Source organism: Streptomyces sp. CNT372, assembly GCF_000377145.1.
Genome location: NZ_KB897777.1, coordinates 82,879 through 100,561 on the forward strand (window position 1 = coordinate 82,879; position 17,683 = coordinate 100,561).

Sequence of the window (17,683 nt, forward strand, 5' to 3'; positions counted from 1 at the left end):
CGATCACGGCAGGGACGGCAAGGACGGCAACCAGCGGGGGCGGGGCAGGGTCAGCCCTGCGGGAGGGTGGCCGCGGCGTCGACCGGGTGAACGGTCGGGCAGTAGCGGCGCCAGGGGTCGAGGAACTTGTTACGCATGTAGCCCTTGCGCTGGGTTCCGTCGGCGATGCGGACGTTTCCGGGCTTGATGCCGAACTGCCGGAGCATCGAGCCGAGGTCACGTGGGCTCAGCCCGCTGCGCCCCCACTCAGCCCATGGGCTCTCCGGGTCCTGGCGCAGGTGGTGGATCAGCTCCTCCGTGGAGAGGCTGTCGACCTCGCGCTGGGCGACGAAGACGCGCCGGATGTCGGCCAGGATGCGGGCCCCGCTGGGGTGCTCCTCCTCTGCCGCCGCCTCGGCGGAGACCATCTGCTCGCACGCGGTACGGGCCCGGCGCGGCCAGGTGCCGGCGGCGAGGTCGGCGACGATGACGAGCGGTTCCCAGGTGTCTGCGGCCCGGTCCTCGACCGGCATCGCCGGTTCCAGGTCGGCGGCCTCGTCCAGCAGGGGCCTCGCCCAGGCGGCAATACGGTCACGCAGGCCGTGCAGGGCAGGGATATCGCGCCGTGACCGGAAGGGGCGGACGGTCTCGCCTTCCGCCCGTCGGCGCATGCGGATGACCACCGACCGGTCCATGATCGTGTCGGGCAGGTCACCGATCCCTGCGATGGCCGCCATGGCGAAGGTGGCGAACCGGTGGGGCGTGTGATCGTTGCCGACCACCCGTGTCACGTACCGGTTGCGCTGATGGCCGGCGTTCAGCAGGCCGCGCATCTCCTCGTTCTTCTCCGCCTGCTTTGGCGTGCCAAAAATTGTGTCCGCCTCGTCCACCAGGAGCGTGGGCGGCTCCTCGGTGATGGAGCGGAAGACCGCCGCCGGCGTGGTGTTGATGGTGAGCATCGGCTCGTGGACCGTCTCGGTCAGCACGTCCAGCAGCCGCGACTTGCCGCACCGCTTCGCCGGCCCCACCACCGCCAGGCGCGGGGCGTGCTGCCACGCGGGCTGCAGATGCGTCGCCGCCACCCACAAGGTGACCGCGTCGAGCGCCTGCTCGGAGGGGAGGATGACGAACTTCGATATCTGCGCACGCAGTTCGTCGAGCAGCTCCGATCCGTGTGTCGGCTCCGGATCTGCCTGTTCCGTCTCGGGACACCGCTTGGGGTCGAGGTCGGACCGTTCATTTTCGGGACACCGCTCGGCGGGCGGCGAGGTCTGCGCCGGGTCGCCGGCGGCCTGGCCGGTCTCGGATATGGTCAGGCCCGGCTGGCCGGGCTTGGCGACCGGCGGCCACTCGGGCCTGTCAGGGGCGGAATAGGGCTGGGGTTCGGGGTGTTCCACAGGGCAGCTCCTCGTCTGGCGGTGGCGGGCTCGCACGCCCTTACCGCCGGGTTGGTTCTTCCAGGGCCGTTCGGGGTTGCTCGGGCCTCCGGCGTCGCACCGCCGGGGGCCCATCCCCTTCTCGCGGGCAGCAGGCCACCGCGAGGGAACACGGACAGTACGTACACGCCTGGCCACAGTCCAGCGCTTCTGTGTCAGCTCAGCGCAGAACGGCCTGCTAGGTTGCCTCGCCCTCAAGCGGCCAGCCCCAGCAGATTGAGCAGATCCGCGGTCACCACGCGGTACGCCTTGCCCAGTCGCAGGACCTTGCACGGGTACTCGCCCCGCTTGGCCAGCTCGTAACCCTTGCTCCGCCCGAGACCCAGCGCACGGTTGCCTGTGTCCAGGTCAACGGCAGCAGGAAGGGCCAGCAGCTCCTCGCGAACCATCCCCGTCAGCCTGGCCCCTGTCGCGTTGTCGCGCACGCAGCGCTCCTCTCGTACAGCCGTCGGCGAACGCGGTCATCACATCCGGCTCCGGGCTACGAGGAACAAGTGTGATCGAGCTACTGTGTCGTCATGACACAACGCGGATTCGATGATGAAGACGAGGACGACATCCCCGAGTGGGTGGACCAGGTCATGGCGACCGTGGCCAAGGAGGTGAGACGACGCAGGAAGGAATTGGGGATGAGCGCACAGAGCCTGGCCGATGCCTGCGAGAAGATCGGCCATCCGATCCCACGCAACGTGATCGCCAACATGGAGTCCGGACGCCGAGCCAGCCTCCCCCTGGTCGACGTCATGGTGCTGGCCGAGGCGCTCCACACGAACCCGATCTGCCTGATCTACCCCGTCGGCTATGTCGAGCGGGTCCAGAAACTCCCCCTGCGGCCCAGCGAGCAGACCTGGGACGCCATGCAGTGGTTCACCGGCGCCGAACCCGGCGAACCGCTCGCCCTGGACCTCATGCTGCGCCTGTTCCACCAGCACGAGAGCGAGCAGCGGGCCTTGAGCGCGGCCGAGTCCAGCGAGCAGGACGAAGCCTGGAAGGCCAAGTCGGCCAGCGATGCCACTCAACGCGAAGAGGCCCTCAGCGCCCAAGCCTTCTACGCCGAGAGGGCCGCGCTCGCCAAAGAGCGGCTGCGCCACATTCGCACCACCATCCGCGAGGAGGGCGGCACGCCCCCAATGCTGCTGCCGTCCCGGTTCACGAGCCCGTTCGACGACAACAACCACCTGGAGGAAGACTTTTGAAGGGTTCCACCTACCGCCGCTGCTCCTGCCGCGACCCCAAGACCGGCAAGGAGCTCGGCACTTCCTGCCCCAAGCGCAACAGCAGGAATCACTGCACCTACTCCATACGCCAGGAGCTGCCGCCCCGTGAGGACGGCAGTAGGCGGTCTTTTGCCCGTGGCGGGTACACCAACGCCAAGACGGCTCAGGCCGACCTCGACCACGTGCGCGCCCTGCTCGGGCTCGCCGAGGTCGATGACCCCGAAGGCATCCAGCTGCTTGCCGAGATGCTGTCGGAGGTCAGTGGCGAGAAGCTGCCCCTGCCCGACGTGGAAGAAACCCGGCGGCGACTCAAGGCCGGCCAGGACCTCGTCGGAAGTCTGACCGTGACCGAGTGGCTGGACCGGTGGCTCGCGGGCAAGCGGATCCGGAAGTCGGGCATCAACCGGTACGAGACGGACATCCGCGTGCACCTCAAGCCTCACATCGGCCACCGGCGTCTCGACCGGCTGTGTCAGCCACCTGAGCGACATGTTCACCGCGATCACCGACGCCAACGCCGAGATCCTGGAGCAGAACGCCCAGCGGCGTGCGGCGGTCGAGGAGTTGGCGACCGTCCCGTGGAAGGGTGTGGCGAACCGCGCCCGCCGCAAGGCGATGAAGGCGGCGATCGACGCGATGCCGGCCTTCCGCCGCGTCACCGGCCCCGCCACGCGCCAGCACATCAAGGCCACGCTCCGCGCGTCCCTCAACGACGCGATCGGGCAGCAGATCATCACGTTCAACCCGGCGGCCCACGTCGAGATCGACCCGGTGCGCAAGCCGAAGGCGCTCGTATGGACGGACGAACGGGTCGCCAAGTGGGAGCAGACCGGCGAGAAGCCGTCCCCCGTGATGGTCTGGACGCCGGAACAGACCGGCGCCTTCCTCGACTTCGTCGCCGAGGACCGGCTGTACGCGATGTGGCACCTGATCGCCTTCCGCGGCCTGCGTCGTGGCGAAGCGTGCGGACAGCCGTGGTCGGAGACCAACCTCGACCGGCACTCCCTCACGGTCACCGGCCAGCTCGTGCAGGACGGCTGGGAGGTCGAGGCGTCCGAACCGAAGACGGACAGCGGCTTCCGCGTCGTGGCCCTGGACGACGACACCGTCCACGTCCTGAAGCGGCACCGCGAGCAGCAGGAGGCCGACCGCGCCGAGTGGGGCTCGGCCTGGGTGAACACCGGGCTCGTCTTCACCCAGGAGGACGGTTCCTGGCTCCACCCGGGCAAGGTCACCGACCTCTTCGAGCGGCTCGTGGCGGCCTCCGGACTGCCGCCGATCCGGCTGCACGATCTCCGACACGGGGCGGCGACGCTCATGCTGGCCGCCGACATCGACATCAAGATCGTGTCGGACACGCTCGGGCACAGCGACACCCGGATCACGCGCGACATCTACCAGAGCGTGCTCCCCCACGTCGGCAAGAGCGCCGCCGAGGCCACCGCAAAGCTCGTCCCCCTCCAGCGCAAGGCCGGGCAGGAAGAGCAGGTCCGCAAGGCCGCCAAGGAGGCCAAGCGGGCCGCGAAGGCGAAGGCCAAGGGGAAGAAGAAGGGCAAGGCCAAGAAGGCCGCGAATAAGGGCTGACGCCCCTCCGCTCACGCATCGCTCACGCAGGCAAAGTCACCGCACCTCGACCGTGTGACGCGTCACGCCCCGAGCAACAGAAAACCCCAGGTCACGGGCAATGTGACCTGGGGTTTCTCTGAGCCGCCTTCGGGATTCGAACCCGAGACCTACGCATTACGAGTGCGTTGCTCTGGCCAACTGAGCTAAGGCGGCATCCTGCGGACGAAAAGATCCGTCCCCGTGGGGACACGCTCTCATCAGCAGCGGCGCCAAGTCTACAGGGTTCCTCGGGGTGCCTCGCACCACCTCCACCGGCGCCCGGGCGGGCCCGGCACCGCCCCCGGGGCCCCGCCCCGGGACCGGCGCCGGAGGCCGTCAGCAGCGCTTGCCGTCCTTCGGGACCGTGCCCTCCAGGAGGTAGGTGTTGATCGCGGTGTCGATGCAGTCGCTGCCGCGCCCGTACGCCGTGTGGCCGTCGCCCTCGTAGGTCAGCAGGGTGCCGGAGGACAGCTGGTCCGCGAGGCTCTCGGACCACTTGTAGGGGGTGGCCGGGTCGCGGGTGGTGCCGACGACCACGATCGGGGCCGCGCCCTCGGCCGTGATGCGGTGGGCCTTGCCGGTCGCCTGCTCGGGCCAGTAACCGCAGTTCAGCGAGGCGTACGCGAAGCCCTTGCCGAAGACCGGGGACGCCTTCTCGAACTCCGGGACCGCCGCCTCGACCGCCTCGGTCGAGTCGAAGGCTGCGGGCAGGTCCAGGCAGTTCACGGCCGCGTTGGCGAACATCAGGTTCGCGTACGAGCCGTCCGAGCCGCGCTCGTAGTAACTGTCGGCCATCGCGAGCAGGGGCGCGCCGTCGCCCCGCTGGGCGGCGGTCAGGGCGGAGCGGAGCTGGGGCCAGGCGCCCTCGTCGTACATGGCGGAGATCACGCCCGTGGTGGCCAGGGCCTCGCCCAGCGGGCGGCTCTCGCCGGTCGGGACCGGTTCCGTGTCGAGCTGCTCGAAGAACGCCTTGAGCCGGTCGGTCGCGTCCGCCACCGAGGTGGTGCCGAGCGGGCAGTCCGCCTGCTTCACGCAGTCGGCCGCGAAGGCCCGGAACGCCGTCTCGAAGCCGGCCGTCTGGTCGCGGTTCAGCTCACGCGCGGGCAGGGCCGGGTCCAGGGCGCCGTCCAGGACGAGCCGCCCGGTCCGGTCCGGGAACAGCTCGGCGTACGTCGCGCCGAGGAAGGTGCCGTACGAGGCCCCGACGTAGTGCAGCTTCTCGTCGCCGAGGATCGCGCGGAGGATGTCCATGTCCCGGGCCGCCTCCACGGTCGAGACATGCGGCAGGACCTTGCCCGAACGCTTCTCGCATCCCGCCGCGAACTTCTTGTACGCGGCGGTCAGCTCCGATGCCTCGGCGCTGTCGTCGGGCGTCTGGTCGACCTGTGTGTACGCGTCCATCTCCGGACCGGTCAGACACTCCACGGGCGCGCTGCGGGCCACGCCGCGCGGGTCGACGGCGACCATGTCGTACCGGGCGCGCACCGGGGCGGGGTAGCCGATGCCCGCGTACGCCTGGAGGTAGCCGACCGCGGAGCCGCCCGGTCCGCCCGGGTTCACCAGCAGGGAGCCGATCCGCTCGCCGGGTCCGGTGGCCTTCTTGCGGGCGACGGCCAGGTCGATGGACTCGCCGTCGGCGTCCGCGTAGTCCAGCGGCGCCTTCATCGTGGCGCACCCGAAACCGGGCACACCGCACTCGCGCCACGTCAGCTTCTGCGAGTAGTACGGCTCCAGTTCGGCGGCCGGGGCCGCCTGGCCCGACTGCTGGGCGCCGGTGGAAGCGGAACCGCCCGAGGCGTCGCCGCTGCAGCCGGAGAGGAACAGGCCGGCCGTGGCCAGCGGAAGGGTGAGGGTGCGGAACAGGCGCCTGGTGTCCATCCCCCGGAGCGTAATCGCCGGCGGCGGCGGTTGCGCATCCCCTGCCGGGGCGGGTCCGTGCTCGTACGGGTGACGTCCCCGGGCCTGCGGGACAGAAGGCGGGACGGAGGGCGGAACGGGGCCGGGCCCGCGTCAGTCCGAACGCCCCGGGCCCGCGTCAGTCCGAGCGGAGGGCCACCGCCATCGCCTCGACCGCGAGAAGCGGCGCCACGTTGCCGTCCAGCGCGTCCCGGCAGGCGACGATCGCCTCGATACGGCGCAGGGTCGTCTCGGGACGGGACGCGCGGGCCACCCGGTCGAGCGCCTCCCGGACGTCGCCGTTGGCGAGCGCGATCCCTGAGCCGAGCTGGAGGGCGAGCACATCGCGGTAGAAGCCGGTCAGGTCGGAGAGCGCGAGATCGAGGCTGTCGCGCTGGGCCCGGGTCCTGCGGCGCTTCTGCTTGTCCTCCAGCTCCTTCATCACCCCCGCCGTGCCGCGCGGCATCCGCCCGCCCTGCGCCGCGCCCAGCGCCGCCTTCAGGTCCTCTGTCTCCTTGCCGTCGACCTCCTCGGCGAGCTGTGCCGCGTCCTCGGCCGCCGCGTCGACGAGTTCCTGCGCGGCCTTGAGGCACTGGCCGATGTCGTCCACACGGAGGGGCAGCTTGAGGACGGTGGCGCGGCGGGCGCGGGCGCGCTCGTCGGTGGCGAGCCGGCGGGCGCGGGCGATGTGGCCCTGGGTGGCGCGGGCCGCCGCCTCGGCCGCCGCGGGCTCGACGCCGTCCCGCCGGACGAGGGCGTCCGCGACGGCCCGCACCGAGGGGGTGCGCAGCGTCAGCAGCCGGCACCGCGAACGGATCGTGGGCAGGACGTCCTCGATGGACGGCGCGCAGAGCAGCCAGACGGTCCGGGGGGCGGGCTCCTCGACGGCCTTCAGGACGGCGTTGGCCGACTTCTCGTTCAGCCGCTCGGCGTCCTCGACGAGGATCACCTGCCAGCGCCCGCCGGCGGGCGAGGTGAAGGACTTGCGGACGGTGTCGCGCATGTCGTCGACGAGGATCTGGGTGCCGACGGCGGCGATCGAGCTGACATCCGCGTGGGTACCGAGGAGCGCGGTGTGGCAGCCGTCACAGAAGCCGCAGCCGGGCGCGCCGCCGAGGGCGCGGTCGGGGCTGGTGCACTGGAGGGCGGCGGCGAAGGCCCGGGCGGCGGTGACCCGGCCGGAGCCGGGCGGTCCGGTGAACAGCCAGGCGTGCGTCATCCTGGACCCGGCCGGGGCGGGCTCGCCCCGCTCGTGCGCGGTGACGAGCGCGTCGGCGTCCCGCGCGGCGGCCTCCAGCTGCTCCTGGAGCCGCTCCTGGCCGACCATGTCGTCCCAAACGGCCACGGGCCGCCACCACCTTTCGCCTGCGGCCTCCCATTGTGGTCCAGCCGACTGACAACGGAGGACGCGGGCGGGGGCGCCCGGGGGCGCCGTTCACCGGGGCCCGGGCCCGCCCCGGCTCGGGGACGCCACGGCCCGGGTCCGGGCTGACCCGGTCGCCCCGGCGGGCCACGGACCGGGACCCCGGACCCGGGTGCGAACGCGATCGGTCCAGCCCCGCCCCCGGGCCGCCGCCGACCGGGACCCAGCCCCGCACCGGAAAGGACCCGGGCCGGGCGCGGGACCCCCGTTGGTCCCGGCCCGGCCCGTTCCGTGTGCCGTCAGCGGCGCCCGCGTCCGCCCCGCCGGTCGTCCTCGTCCTCGTGCGGGCCGAGGAGTTCGTCCGCCAGCGTCGGAAGGTCGTCCAGCGGAGTCTCCTCCGCCCAGTCGGAGCGGCGCCGGGGCCGCTCCGCCGTGGTCTCCGACCCGTCCGGGTCGATCTGCGGGAGCTCGCGGGTGCGCTCGGCCGCGCTCTCCGAGGCCGCCCCCGACCGCTCGTCGCGGAAGAAGTCCGCCGGAACACGGTCCGCCGGGTCGTCACCGCGACGCCCGTCCCGCACCGGCGGCAGCTTCGCCGTCTCGTCGGCGGCACGACGCCCGCCACCGCTCCCGGCGGCCTCGCCCGGGACCCGGGGCAGCACCGAGGTCTCGGCCTCGTTCGGCACCTTGGGCAGGACGGACGTCTCCGCGTCGTCCCGGGCCGCGTCGTCCCGGGCCGCGTCGTTCGGGGCCGGGTCGTTCGGGGCCGGGTCGTTCGGGGCCGCCGGAACCTTCGGCAGCACCGAGGTCTCGGCGTCACCGCCGCGCGGCGCGCGCCGCGAGCGCGTGTCCGCCGGGCCTGCCTGGCCTGCCGCGTCGTCCGGCACCTTGCGGAGCACCGTCGTCGCGTCGTCGGCCGGGGGCGTGCCCGGGCGGGGCACCTCCTGGGTGATCTCCTCCGGAGGGGTCTCCGGCGCGGCCTGCGCCGACCGCCCCGGGTCCGGCTGCACGACCGGCGTCGCGACGGTCACCTCGTTGGCCGAAGCAGATGCAGAAGCAGATGCAGAAGCCGATCCCGATGCCGCCCCGGCCGCAGAGGCCGCCGACGCCGCAGCCGCCGCCTCGGCGGCCCGCCGTGCCTCCTCCGCCTTCAGCAGCGCCTCCTCCGCCTTGCGCTGCTTCTCCAGCCGGCGCGCCTCGGCCTCGGCCCGCAGCCGGGCCTCCTCCTCCGCCTGCCGGCGCAGGCGCTCCTGCTCCTCCTGGCGGGCCTTCTCCTCCGCCTCACGCCGCCGGCGCTCCTCCTCGGCGCGCAGACGTGCCTCCTCGGCCCGCTGACGGGCCTCCTCCGCCTGGCGCTCGGCCTCACGGCGGCGGGCTTCCTCCTCCTCGCGGCGCTTGCGCTCCTCCTCCTCGGCGCGCAGCCGGGCCAGCTGCTCCTGGCGCTCCCGCTCCAGCCGCTCCTCCTCCGCCTTCCGGCGGGCCTCCTCCTCGGCCCGGCGCCGCGCCTCCTCCTCGGCCTTGCGGCGGGCCTCCTCCTGGGCCCGGATCTCGGCCTCGGAGAGGGGCAGCAGCCGGTCCAGCCGGTGGCGCACCACCGTGGTGACGGCCCCCGGCTCCTGCCCGGCGTCGACGATCAGATAACGGCCGGGGTCGGCCGCGGCCAGCGTCAGGAACCCGGTGCGGACCCGGCGGTGGAACTCGGCCGGCTCCGACTCCAGCCGGTCCGGCGCCTCCGTGAACCGCTCTCGCGCGGTCTCCGGGTCGACGTCGAGCAGCACGGTCAGATGCGGGACGAGTCCGCCGGTGGCCCAGCGCGAGATCCGGGCGATCTCGGTGGGGGCCAGGTCGCGGCCCGCGCCCTGGTAGGCGACGGAGGAGTCGATGTAGCGGTCCGAGATGACGATCGCACCGCGGTCGAGCGCGGGCCGCACCACGGAGTCCACGTGCTCGGCGCGGTCGGCCGCGTAGAGCAGGGCCTCGGCCCGGTTGGACAGGCCGGCGCTGGAGACGTCGAGCAGGATCGAGCGGAGTCGCTTGCCGATCGGCGTCGCACCGGGCTCGCGGGTGACGACGACCTCGTGGCCCTTGGCCCTGATCCACTCGGCGAGGGCCTCCACCTGGGTGGACTTGCCCGCGCCGTCGCCGCCCTCGACCGCGATGAAGAAGCCGTTCGACGCGGGCTTCTGCGCCGGGTCGGCCCCGCCGCGCAGCGCGTCGCGCAGGTCGTGGCGGAGCGGGACGCCGGAGCGGTCGTCCGTCTTGGCGAGGACGAGCGCGGCGACGGGCAGCAGCAGCGCGCCCACCAGCATCAGCGTGAACGCCGCCCCGCCGTGCGCGAACACGAAGTCGCCGCCGGCGAGCCGGTGCGGGCCGATCGCGGCGGCCACCAGCGGGGCCACGACGGCGGCGAGCCCGATGCAGACACGGACGACGGCCTGGAGGTGGTCGGTGAGGCGTGCGCGGCGCGGCTCCTCGGTCTCCTGGTCGACGAGGGTGTGCCCGGTGTTCGCGGCGACACCCGCCGCGACACCCGCGAGCAGCGCGAGGAACAGTACGGTCGCGGTGTCGGGCACCAGGCCCATCGCCAGCAGGGAGATACCCGTGACGGTGATCGCCAGGGCGAGGACCCTGCGCCGCGAGAGGCCGGGGAGTACGGCCCCGGCCGCCCGGATGCCGATACCGGTGCCGCCGGTGAGGGCGAGGACCAGCAGGGCGAAGGCGGCGGGCCCGGCGCCGAGGTCGACCGCGTGGAGGACCGCGAGGGCGACGGCCGAGGCGATCGCGGCGGAGACGGAGGCGCAGGCCAGGACGAAGAGCGGGATTCCGCCGGTCCGCCCCTTGTCGGGCGTGCGGCCCGTGCGCCTGCCCGCGCCCGTGCCCTTGTCCTTGCTGCCGGTGGCCTTGTCCTTGCCGCCGGCGGCAAGGACCTCGGCCTGGTCGGCGCCGGTCTCCCGGGCCCGCGCGACGGTGGCCTCGCCCGCGGACGGGCGGCGCAGCCCCTCCAGCGGCGAACGGGGCCGGGGCGTCTGGGCGTCGGGGAACTGGACGAAGGAGAGGGTGGAGACCGATGCGGCGAAGAGGCCGGCCGCGAGGTAGGAGCCCAGCGCCGCCTGGTGCAGCGTGAACCACTCGATGCCGGTGCCGAGCAGATTGCCGATCAGGGTCGCGACGAGAAGCGCGGCCGCGGCGGCCGGGACGACGGCGAAGCCGGTGCGGATCCACAGCCTGCGCAGCGCGTCGAGGTGGTCGGGCAGCGGCCGGACGGCGGCGCCCTCCAGCGGCGGCGCCGGCAGCAGGGCCGGGGCCGCGCCGTCGCGGGAGATGGTCCAGAAGCGTTCGGCGACCCCGGCGACGAAGCCGGTGACCAGCAGGATCGCCAGCGCGTTGGCGGGCGTCCAGTCGAGCCACAGGGGCGCGACGACGAAGAGCGCGACCCGCAGACCGTCCGCGCCGATCATGGTCCAACGCCGGTCGAGCGGTCCGCTCGGGGCGGTCAGGGAGGTCATCGGGCCCAGCAGCACGGCGCCGAAGAGCACCGTGGCCAGCACCCGGGCGCCGAGGACGGCGGCGACGGCGAAGGCCGCGCCCCGGTATCCGCTGCCGAAGGTCTCCGAGGCGACCCCCGCCTGGAGGGCGAGCAGCAGGAGGACGAGGACGCCGAGTGCGTCCCCGGTCCCGCCCACCGCCTGCGCGTTCCACAACCGCCGCAGCGGCTGCCCGCGCAGCAGGGCGCGTACGGCCCGCTCCCGCGAGTCCGCGGCGAGGGCTTCGGAATCAGAGGCGTCGGAAGCAGTCTCCACAGCGGTACCGGTGACCGCGTGCTGCTCGGCTGGCTGCTCGGCTCGCGTCATCCGCCCAGCCTATCGGGAGCGGTCCGCTCCCCGGCGGGGTGCCCGAACACACGGACGCATTGTCGAGAGCTTGTGAAGGGCCCGTGTCCGACGGCGGACACGGGCCCTGCAGGGACGCTCCTGCGCCCGGCGGTCCTACTCCTCGGCCGACCCGGCCGAGGAGGCGGAAGACGCGGTCTTCCCGGCGGTGGTCCTGGCCGCCGTCTTCTTCGCCGCTGCCTTGGCGGCGGTCGTCCCGGACGCGGCCGTCTTCGACGCCGTCGTCCTGGACGCCGTCGTCTTCTTCGCGGCCGTTTTCGCGGTGGTGGTCTTCTTCGCCGCGGTCTTCTTGGCCGCCGTCTTCTTCGCGGGGGCCTTCTTCGCGGGGGCCTTCTTCGCGGGGGCCTTCTTGGCCGTCTTCTTCTTGGCCGGGCCCTTCGCCCGCTTCTCGGCGAGCAGCTCGTAGCCGCGCTCCGGAGTGATCTCCTCGACGCTGTCGCCGGTCCGCAGGGTCGCGTTGGTCTCGCCGTCGGTGACGTACGGGCCGAAGCGGCCGTCCTTGACGACCACCGGACGCTCGCTGACCGGGTCGGTGCCCAGCTCCTTCAGCGGCGGCTTGGCGGCGGCCCGGCCGCGCTGCTTCGGCTGCGCGTAGATCGCCAGCGCCTCGTCCTGAGTGATCGTGAAGAGCTGCTCCTCGGTCTCCAGGGAGCGCGAGTCGGTGCCCTTCTTCAGGTAGGGGCCGTAGCGGCCGTTCTGCGCGGTGATCTCGACGCCCTCGGCGTCGGTGCCGACCACCCGCGGCAGGGACATCAGCTTGAGCGCGTCCGCCAGCGTGACCGTGTCCAGGGACATCGACTTGAAGAGCGAGGCGGTGCGCGGCTTGACCGCGTTCTTCCCGGTCTTCGGGGTGCCCTCGGGCAGCACCTCGGTGACGTACGGGCCGTAGCGGCCGTCCTTGGCGACGATCTGGCGGCCGGTCTCCGGGTCCGTGCCCAGCTCGAAGTCGCCGCTCGGCTTGGCGAGGAGTTCCTCGGCCAGCTCCACGGTCAGCTCGTCGGGGGCGAGGTCGTCGGGGACGTCGGCGCGCTGGTGCCCCTCGGCGTCCTTCTCCCCGCGCTCCACGTACGGGCCGTACCGGCCGACGCGCAGCTTGATGTCGTTGCCGACGGGGAAGCTGGAGATCTCCCGGGCGTCGATCGCGCCGAGGTCGGTGACCAGTTCCTTGAGGCCGCCGAGATGGTCGCCGTCGCCGTTGCCCGCCTCGGAGGCGGCGCCGGCCGCGTCGCCCTCGCCGAAGTAGAAACGCTTCAGCCACGGCACCGCCTGCGCCTCGCCGCGCGCGATGCGGTCGAGGTCGTCCTCCATCCGGGCCGTGAAGTCGTAGTCGACGAGCCGGCCGAAGTGCTTCTCCAGCAGGTTGACCACGGCGAAGGAGAGGAACGAGGGGACGAGGGCCGTCCCCTTCTTGAAGACGTAGCCGCGGTCGAGGATCGTGCCGATGATCGACGCGTATGTCGACGGGCGGCCGATCTCCCGCTCCTCCAGCTCCTTGACCAGCGAGGCCTCGGTGTAGCGGGCGGGCGGCTTGGTGGCGTGGCCGTCGACCGAGATCTCCTCGGCGGACAGCGCGTCGCCCTCGGTGACCTGCGGCAGGCGGCGCTCGCGGTCGTCCAGCTCGGCGTTGGGGTCGTCCGCGCCCTCGACGTACGCCTTCATGAAGCCGTGGAAGGTGATCGTCTTGCCGGACGCGGTGAACTCGGCGTCCCGGCCGTCAGAGGCGCGGCCGCCGATCTTCACGGTGACGCTGTTGCCGGTCGCGTCCTTCATCTGGGAGGCGACGGTCCGCTTCCAGATCAGCTCGTAGAGGCGGAACTGGTCCCCGCTCAGGCCGGTCTCCGCCGGGGTGCGGAAGCGGTCGCCGGAGGGGCGGATCGCCTCGTGCGCCTCCTGCGCGTTCTTGACCTTGCCGGCGTAGGTGCGCGGCTTCTCCGGCAGGTAGTCCGAGCCGTAGAGCTGGGTCACCTGGGCGCGGGCCGCCGCGACGGCGGTGTCGGACAGCGTGGTCGAGTCCGTACGCATGTAGGTGATGAAGCCGTTCTCGTACAGCTTCTGCGCGACCTGCATGGTCGCCTTCGCCCCGAAGCCCAGCTTGCGGGACGCCTCCTGCTGGAGGGTCGTGGTGCGGAACGGGGCGTACGGCGAGCGGCGGTACGGCTTGGACTCGACCGAGCGGACCGCGAAGGTCGTCTCCGCGAGGGCGGCGGCGAGCGCGCGGGCGTTCGCCTCGTCGAGGTGGAGGACCTGCTCGCTCTTGAGCCGGCCGTCGGGGCCGAAGTCGCGGCCCTGTGCCACGCGGCGGCCGTCGACCGTGTTCAGTCGGGCCGTGAAGACGGAGGGGTCGGAGCTGTCGCCCTTGCGGCCGGTGGCGAAGGTGCCGGTCAGGTCCCAGTACTCGGCGGAGCGGAAGGCGATGCGCTCGCGCTCCCGCTCGACGACGAGCCGGGTGGCGACGGACTGCACACGGCCGGCGGAGAGCCGGGGCATGACCTTCTTCCACAGGACCGGCGAGACCTCGTAGCCGTAGAGGCGGTCGAGGATGCGGCGGGTCTCCTGGGCGTCGACCATGCGCTTGTTGAGCTCGCGCGGATTGGCGACGGCCTCGCGGATCGCGTCCTTGGTGATCTCGTGGAAGACCATCCGGTGGACGGGGACCTTCGGCTTCAGGACCTCCAGGAGGTGCCACGCGATGGCTTCGCCCTCGCGGTCCTCATCGGTGGCGAGGAAGAGTTCGTCGGACTCGGCGAGCTGCTCCTTGAGCTTCCTGACCTGCGCCTTCTTGTCGGCGTTGACGACATAGATGGGCTGGAAGTCATGTTCGACGTCGACCCCGAGGCGGCGCACCTCGCCGGTGTACTTCTCCGGGACCTCGGCGGCCCCGTTCGGCAGGTCGCGGATGTGCCCGACGCTCGCCTCGACGACATAGCCGGGGCCGAGATAGCCCTTGATCGTCTTCGCCTTGGCAGGCGACTCGACGATCACGAGTCGGCGGCCGCCCTGTGCGGTCTCGCTGGTCGGGGACAACTTCGCTCTTCTCTCCGGTCGACATCCGATGGGCGCTCACAGCGGCGCGGCACGCGGCACCGGTGTGGGTGCGAGCGCGACGGCACTGCTGTGACGCTGCTGTCGCTGCGGAGTGTGACGGTACAACCCGCCCCCGTGTCAAACGGCAAAAGCCCGCAACGGCCACTCGAACGGTAACCCGACTCCGGCGGTTTGTGCCGCCCGGACCGGTACGCCGTCCGTCACGTCGTCCGTCACCTCGTCCGTTGCGTCGGCCGTTGCGTCGTCCGTTGCCGGGCCTGTCGGAGCCCTCGTCAGAGACGTCCGAAGCACCACACCCCGGCGGCCAGGAAGGCGGCCCCGCAGAGGATTCCGCAGGCGGTCGCCGTGGCGGGACTCACTCCGTGGGCGACGGGTGCGCGATGGGCGAGCCGCACCCCGGTCCACAGCAGCAGTCCGGCTCCGAACAGTGTGAACGCCGTTCCCGCGAAGATCGCTGGCCCGCTCTCCATCTCGCCACCCGGCCCTTCTCTGGCGCCTCGGTCGTATGGAGGCCGAGGCTGGCACCCCCGGACGTCGCCGACGCGAATTCGCGGTGAACGACGCGTGGGTTCACCCGGCCGGTCGCGCGGGTCGGCCGGCCTGCGGTGGCGTACGCCTGCGGTCACGTCGGATGCGGGCCGCCGGCCTGCGCAGTCGTCGGCTCGGCACGCGCCACGGGACCGGAGTGCGCTCCTCCTCTTTATTACGACGGGAGGGACACCCGCGGGGTTGCGGCCGGAGCGCACGGGGCCGGGGGCGCAATCCGAACAATGGCCGAATCGACGGCGGCGGGTGACGCGATTCCGCCGGGCCCGGAGTGGCACCCGGCCTTCACCCAGGACCCACGTGCGGCCCGGCCTACGCCTCCGCCCGCCCCGCCGGAATCAGGAAGCCCTCCTCCACCAGAAGCCGTACCGCCTGCGGGGTGCGGTCGCGCAGAAGGACCGGGTCCTCGTCGATCAGCTGGGCGATGGCGTCCAGGATCCGGCCGGCGGGCAGCGTCCCGTCGCACGCGCCGGCGAAGCCCGCGCCCACCGCGTCGACCCGGGTCGCCCGGCGCATCCCGCGGTTCTGGCGCAGTACCACGTGCTCCGGGTCCTCCGCGCCGGGCATGCCGACCTGCTCCTGGACCACCTCGGGCGCCAGCGTGAAGTGGTCCGCGAGGAGCGCCGCGTCGTCGTGGGTGCGCAGATACTCCTGGCGGTCGAAGTGGGCGCGGACGGTCGCGTCGAGCGGCTGCTCCACGGGGTGCGGCCACTCCTCGGTCACGATCGAGGGCCGGTCGGCGCCGGACTTGAAGAGGGTGATCCAGCCGAAGCCGACCGCCTTGGTGCCGCGGGCGGCGAACTCGTCCAGCCAGGCGTCGTAGCGGGCGGCGTAGCCCGCCGGGTCCGCGCGGTGGTCGCCGCTGTCGCGCAGCCACAGCTCCGCGTACTGGGTGACGTCCTGGACCTCGCGCTGCACGATCCACGCGTCGCAGCCGCGCGGCACCCAGGAGCGCAGCCGGTCCTGCCAGTCCTCCCCCTCGACGTGCTGCCAGTTGGCGAGGAACTGGGCGTAGCCCCCGTCGTTCAGCCGGTCGCCGGACTGCTGGACGAGGGTGCGGCACAACTCGTCCCCGCCCATCCCGCCGTCCCGGTAGGTGAGCCGGGCGCCCGGGGAGATCACGAACGGCGGGTTGGAGACGATCAGGTCGTAGGTCTCGGAGGCGACCGGTGCGAACAGGGAGCCCTGCCGCAGGTCCGCCTCGGGCGCGCCCGAAAGGGCCAGGGTGAGCCGGGTGAAGTCCAGGGCCCGGGGGTTCAGGTCGGTGGCGGTGACCCGGGTGGCGTGCCGGGCGGCGTGCAGCGCCTGGATGCCGGACCCGGTGCCCAGGTCCAGGGCGGAGGCGACGGGCGTGCGCACGGTGATCCCGGCGAGGGTGGTGGAGGCGCCGCCGACGCCGAGGACGACGCCCTCGCCCTGCCCGCTCGCGCCGCCGGCCCCGCCGACGGCGCAGCCGAGGTCGGAGACGATGAACCAGTCCTGCCCCTCGGGCCCGCCGTAGGGCCGGATGTCCACGGTGGCCCGCACCTCGTCGCCGTCCCGGGTGAGCCAGCCGTCGGACAGGCACTCCTCGACGGGCAGCGCACGGCGCGCCCGCTCGTACGGCACGGGGCGCTGGAGCAGGAAGAGCCGGACCAGCGCCTCCAGCGGGCCGTCGCCGCGGGTGGCCCGCAGGGCGGGCACCGTCTCGCTGCGGGCCAGTGCCGCGTAGGCGGGGGCTCCGAGCAGGTCGAGGAGGCCGTCGGCGGTGAAGTCGGCGGCGGCGAAGGCGTCACGGAGCCGTGGGGCGTGACCGGGTGCGGGAAGACGGGTCGTACTCACGCTTCCCATTGTGGCCGCCGCCACCGACAACTCACGCCTGCCGCCCCCGGGAATCGGCGGACGACCCCGGGCGCGGCCCGCGGACCGGCGCTACGCGTTGCCCGGCGAGGCGTCGGCGCGCGGGCCGGCGCTACGCGTCGCTCGGCGAGGCGCCGGCGCCCGCGCCGGACGCGGGGCTGGAGGTCTGGGCGCGCTGGCAGCCGGGCTGCTTCGCCATCGCGCTGCCCAACTCGCCGGACTGGAGCTTGTTCAGGGCCGCCTGGTCCATGCGCTCGATCTTCTTCAGGCCCTCCGCGACGTCCTGGAGGCCGTCCGCGAACTTCTGCTGGTCCTCGGGGTCGAGGCCGTCGATCTGTTCCTTGAGCTTGAGGTACTCGGCGGCCGTGGCGTTGAGTTCCCGGACCGCGTCGTTCTGGAGCTTCTCGCCGCCGTCGACCGGGGGGACGCCCGCGTCCTGCACGGCCTTGGCAAGTGCCTTGTCCGCGGCGGCGATGTCGGCGAACGCCTTGGAGTCGGCGGCCTGGATGTCGGCGGGAGCGCCGTCCGCGGCCGTGGAGATGATGGCCTGCTGGGCGTCGGCCCGCTTCTTGATCTGCGGCTGTGCCTGGTCGCAGACCTTCTTGGCCCAGTCGTTGACCTTTTCCTCGCTGTCGTCGCCGCATCCCGACAGCACCAGTACCAGTACCGCACCGCCGGACAGCGCGGCCGCAAGCTTCTTGTTCACCGGATGGGTCCCTTCCGAGGCTCTCGGCCCCGGAACATACACGCCGTACGGGCGCCCACCACATGCGGGAAGTCCGGTTCATAGGCTATTGAAGCCATTTGCACCAAGGGAGAGAAGCCTCACCCGGCACCGCGCCCGGGCGGGCGGCGGACCCCTCTGGCGCA

Annotated in this window: 10 protein-coding genes, 1 tRNA gene and 1 pseudogene; 2 read left to right on the forward strand and 10 right to left on the reverse strand. The window is 72.7% G+C overall.

Features of this window, described 5'->3' with window-relative positions; genetic code table 11:
* Nucleotides 1-50: 50 nt before the first annotated feature.
* Nucleotides 51-1,376, reverse strand: a complete 1,326-nt coding sequence (locus C593_RS0102970; RefSeq protein ID WP_018845826.1) for a DUF3631 domain-containing protein — start codon at nucleotides 1,374-1,376, stop codon at nucleotides 51-53.
* Nucleotides 1,377-1,609: 233 nt separating this feature from the next.
* Nucleotides 1,610-1,804: a hypothetical protein gene (locus C593_RS0102975; protein ID WP_106434553.1), complete on the reverse strand. Its 195-nt coding sequence runs from the start codon at nucleotides 1,802-1,804 to the stop codon at nucleotides 1,610-1,612.
* Nucleotides 1,805-1,933: 129 nt separating this feature from the next.
* Between C593_RS0102975 and C593_RS0102980 the strand changes: the two genes are divergently transcribed.
* On the forward strand, nucleotides 1,934-2,611 hold the full coding sequence (locus C593_RS0102980) for a helix-turn-helix domain-containing protein (RefSeq protein ID WP_018845828.1): 678 nt from the start codon (nucleotides 1,934-1,936) through the stop codon (nucleotides 2,609-2,611).
* Nucleotides 2,608-4,216 (forward strand): annotated as a pseudogene (locus C593_RS28710) (tyrosine-type recombinase/integrase). The gene C593_RS0102980 and the pseudogene C593_RS28710 overlap by 4 nt, the downstream one beginning before the upstream one ends.
* Nucleotides 4,217-4,337: 121 nt before the next feature.
* On the opposite strand, the gene C593_RS0102990 reads toward C593_RS28710, so the two are convergent.
* From C593_RS0102990 to C593_RS0103025, 8 genes are all read right to left on the reverse strand, one after another.
* A tRNA-Thr gene (locus tag C593_RS0102990) sits at nucleotides 4,338-4,411 on the reverse strand.
* Nucleotides 4,412-4,573: 162 nt separating this feature from the next.
* Nucleotides 4,574-6,115 carry an alpha/beta hydrolase gene (locus C593_RS0102995; RefSeq protein WP_018845830.1) on the reverse strand — a complete coding sequence of 514 codons (1,542 nt, stop codon included), beginning with the start codon at nucleotides 6,113-6,115 and terminating at the stop codon, nucleotides 4,574-4,576.
* A gap of 157 nt (nucleotides 6,116-6,272) precedes the next feature.
* Nucleotides 6,273-7,478, reverse strand: a complete 1,206-nt coding sequence (locus C593_RS0103000) for a DNA polymerase III subunit delta' (protein ID WP_026277296.1) — start codon at nucleotides 7,476-7,478, stop codon at nucleotides 6,273-6,275.
* Between the two features lie 317 nt (nucleotides 7,479-7,795).
* Nucleotides 7,796-11,344: a dTMP kinase gene (gene tmk / locus C593_RS0103005; RefSeq protein WP_018845832.1), complete on the reverse strand. Its 3,549-nt coding sequence runs from the start codon at nucleotides 11,342-11,344 to the stop codon at nucleotides 7,796-7,798.
* A gap of 135 nt (nucleotides 11,345-11,479) precedes the next feature.
* A complete protein-coding gene (gene topA, locus C593_RS0103010) occupies nucleotides 11,480-14,407 on the reverse strand; it encodes a type I DNA topoisomerase (RefSeq protein WP_018845833.1) in 2,928 nt (975 codons plus the stop codon).
* Nucleotides 14,408-14,700: 293 nt separating this feature from the next.
* Nucleotides 14,701-14,898 carry a hypothetical protein gene (locus tag C593_RS0103015; protein WP_018845834.1) on the reverse strand — a complete coding sequence of 66 codons (198 nt, stop codon included), beginning with the start codon at nucleotides 14,896-14,898 and terminating at the stop codon, nucleotides 14,701-14,703.
* 388 nt (nucleotides 14,899-15,286) lie between these two features.
* The gene (locus C593_RS0103020) at nucleotides 15,287-16,804 is read right to left on the reverse strand and encodes a N5-glutamine methyltransferase family protein (RefSeq protein ID WP_018845835.1); all 1,518 of its coding nucleotides are present in this window, start codon (nucleotides 16,802-16,804) and stop codon (nucleotides 15,287-15,289) included.
* 121 nt (nucleotides 16,805-16,925) lie between these two features.
* Nucleotides 16,926-17,519: a hypothetical protein gene (locus C593_RS0103025; protein WP_018845836.1), complete on the reverse strand. Its 594-nt coding sequence runs from the start codon at nucleotides 17,517-17,519 to the stop codon at nucleotides 16,926-16,928.
* Nucleotides 17,520-17,683: the final 164 nt, after the last annotated feature.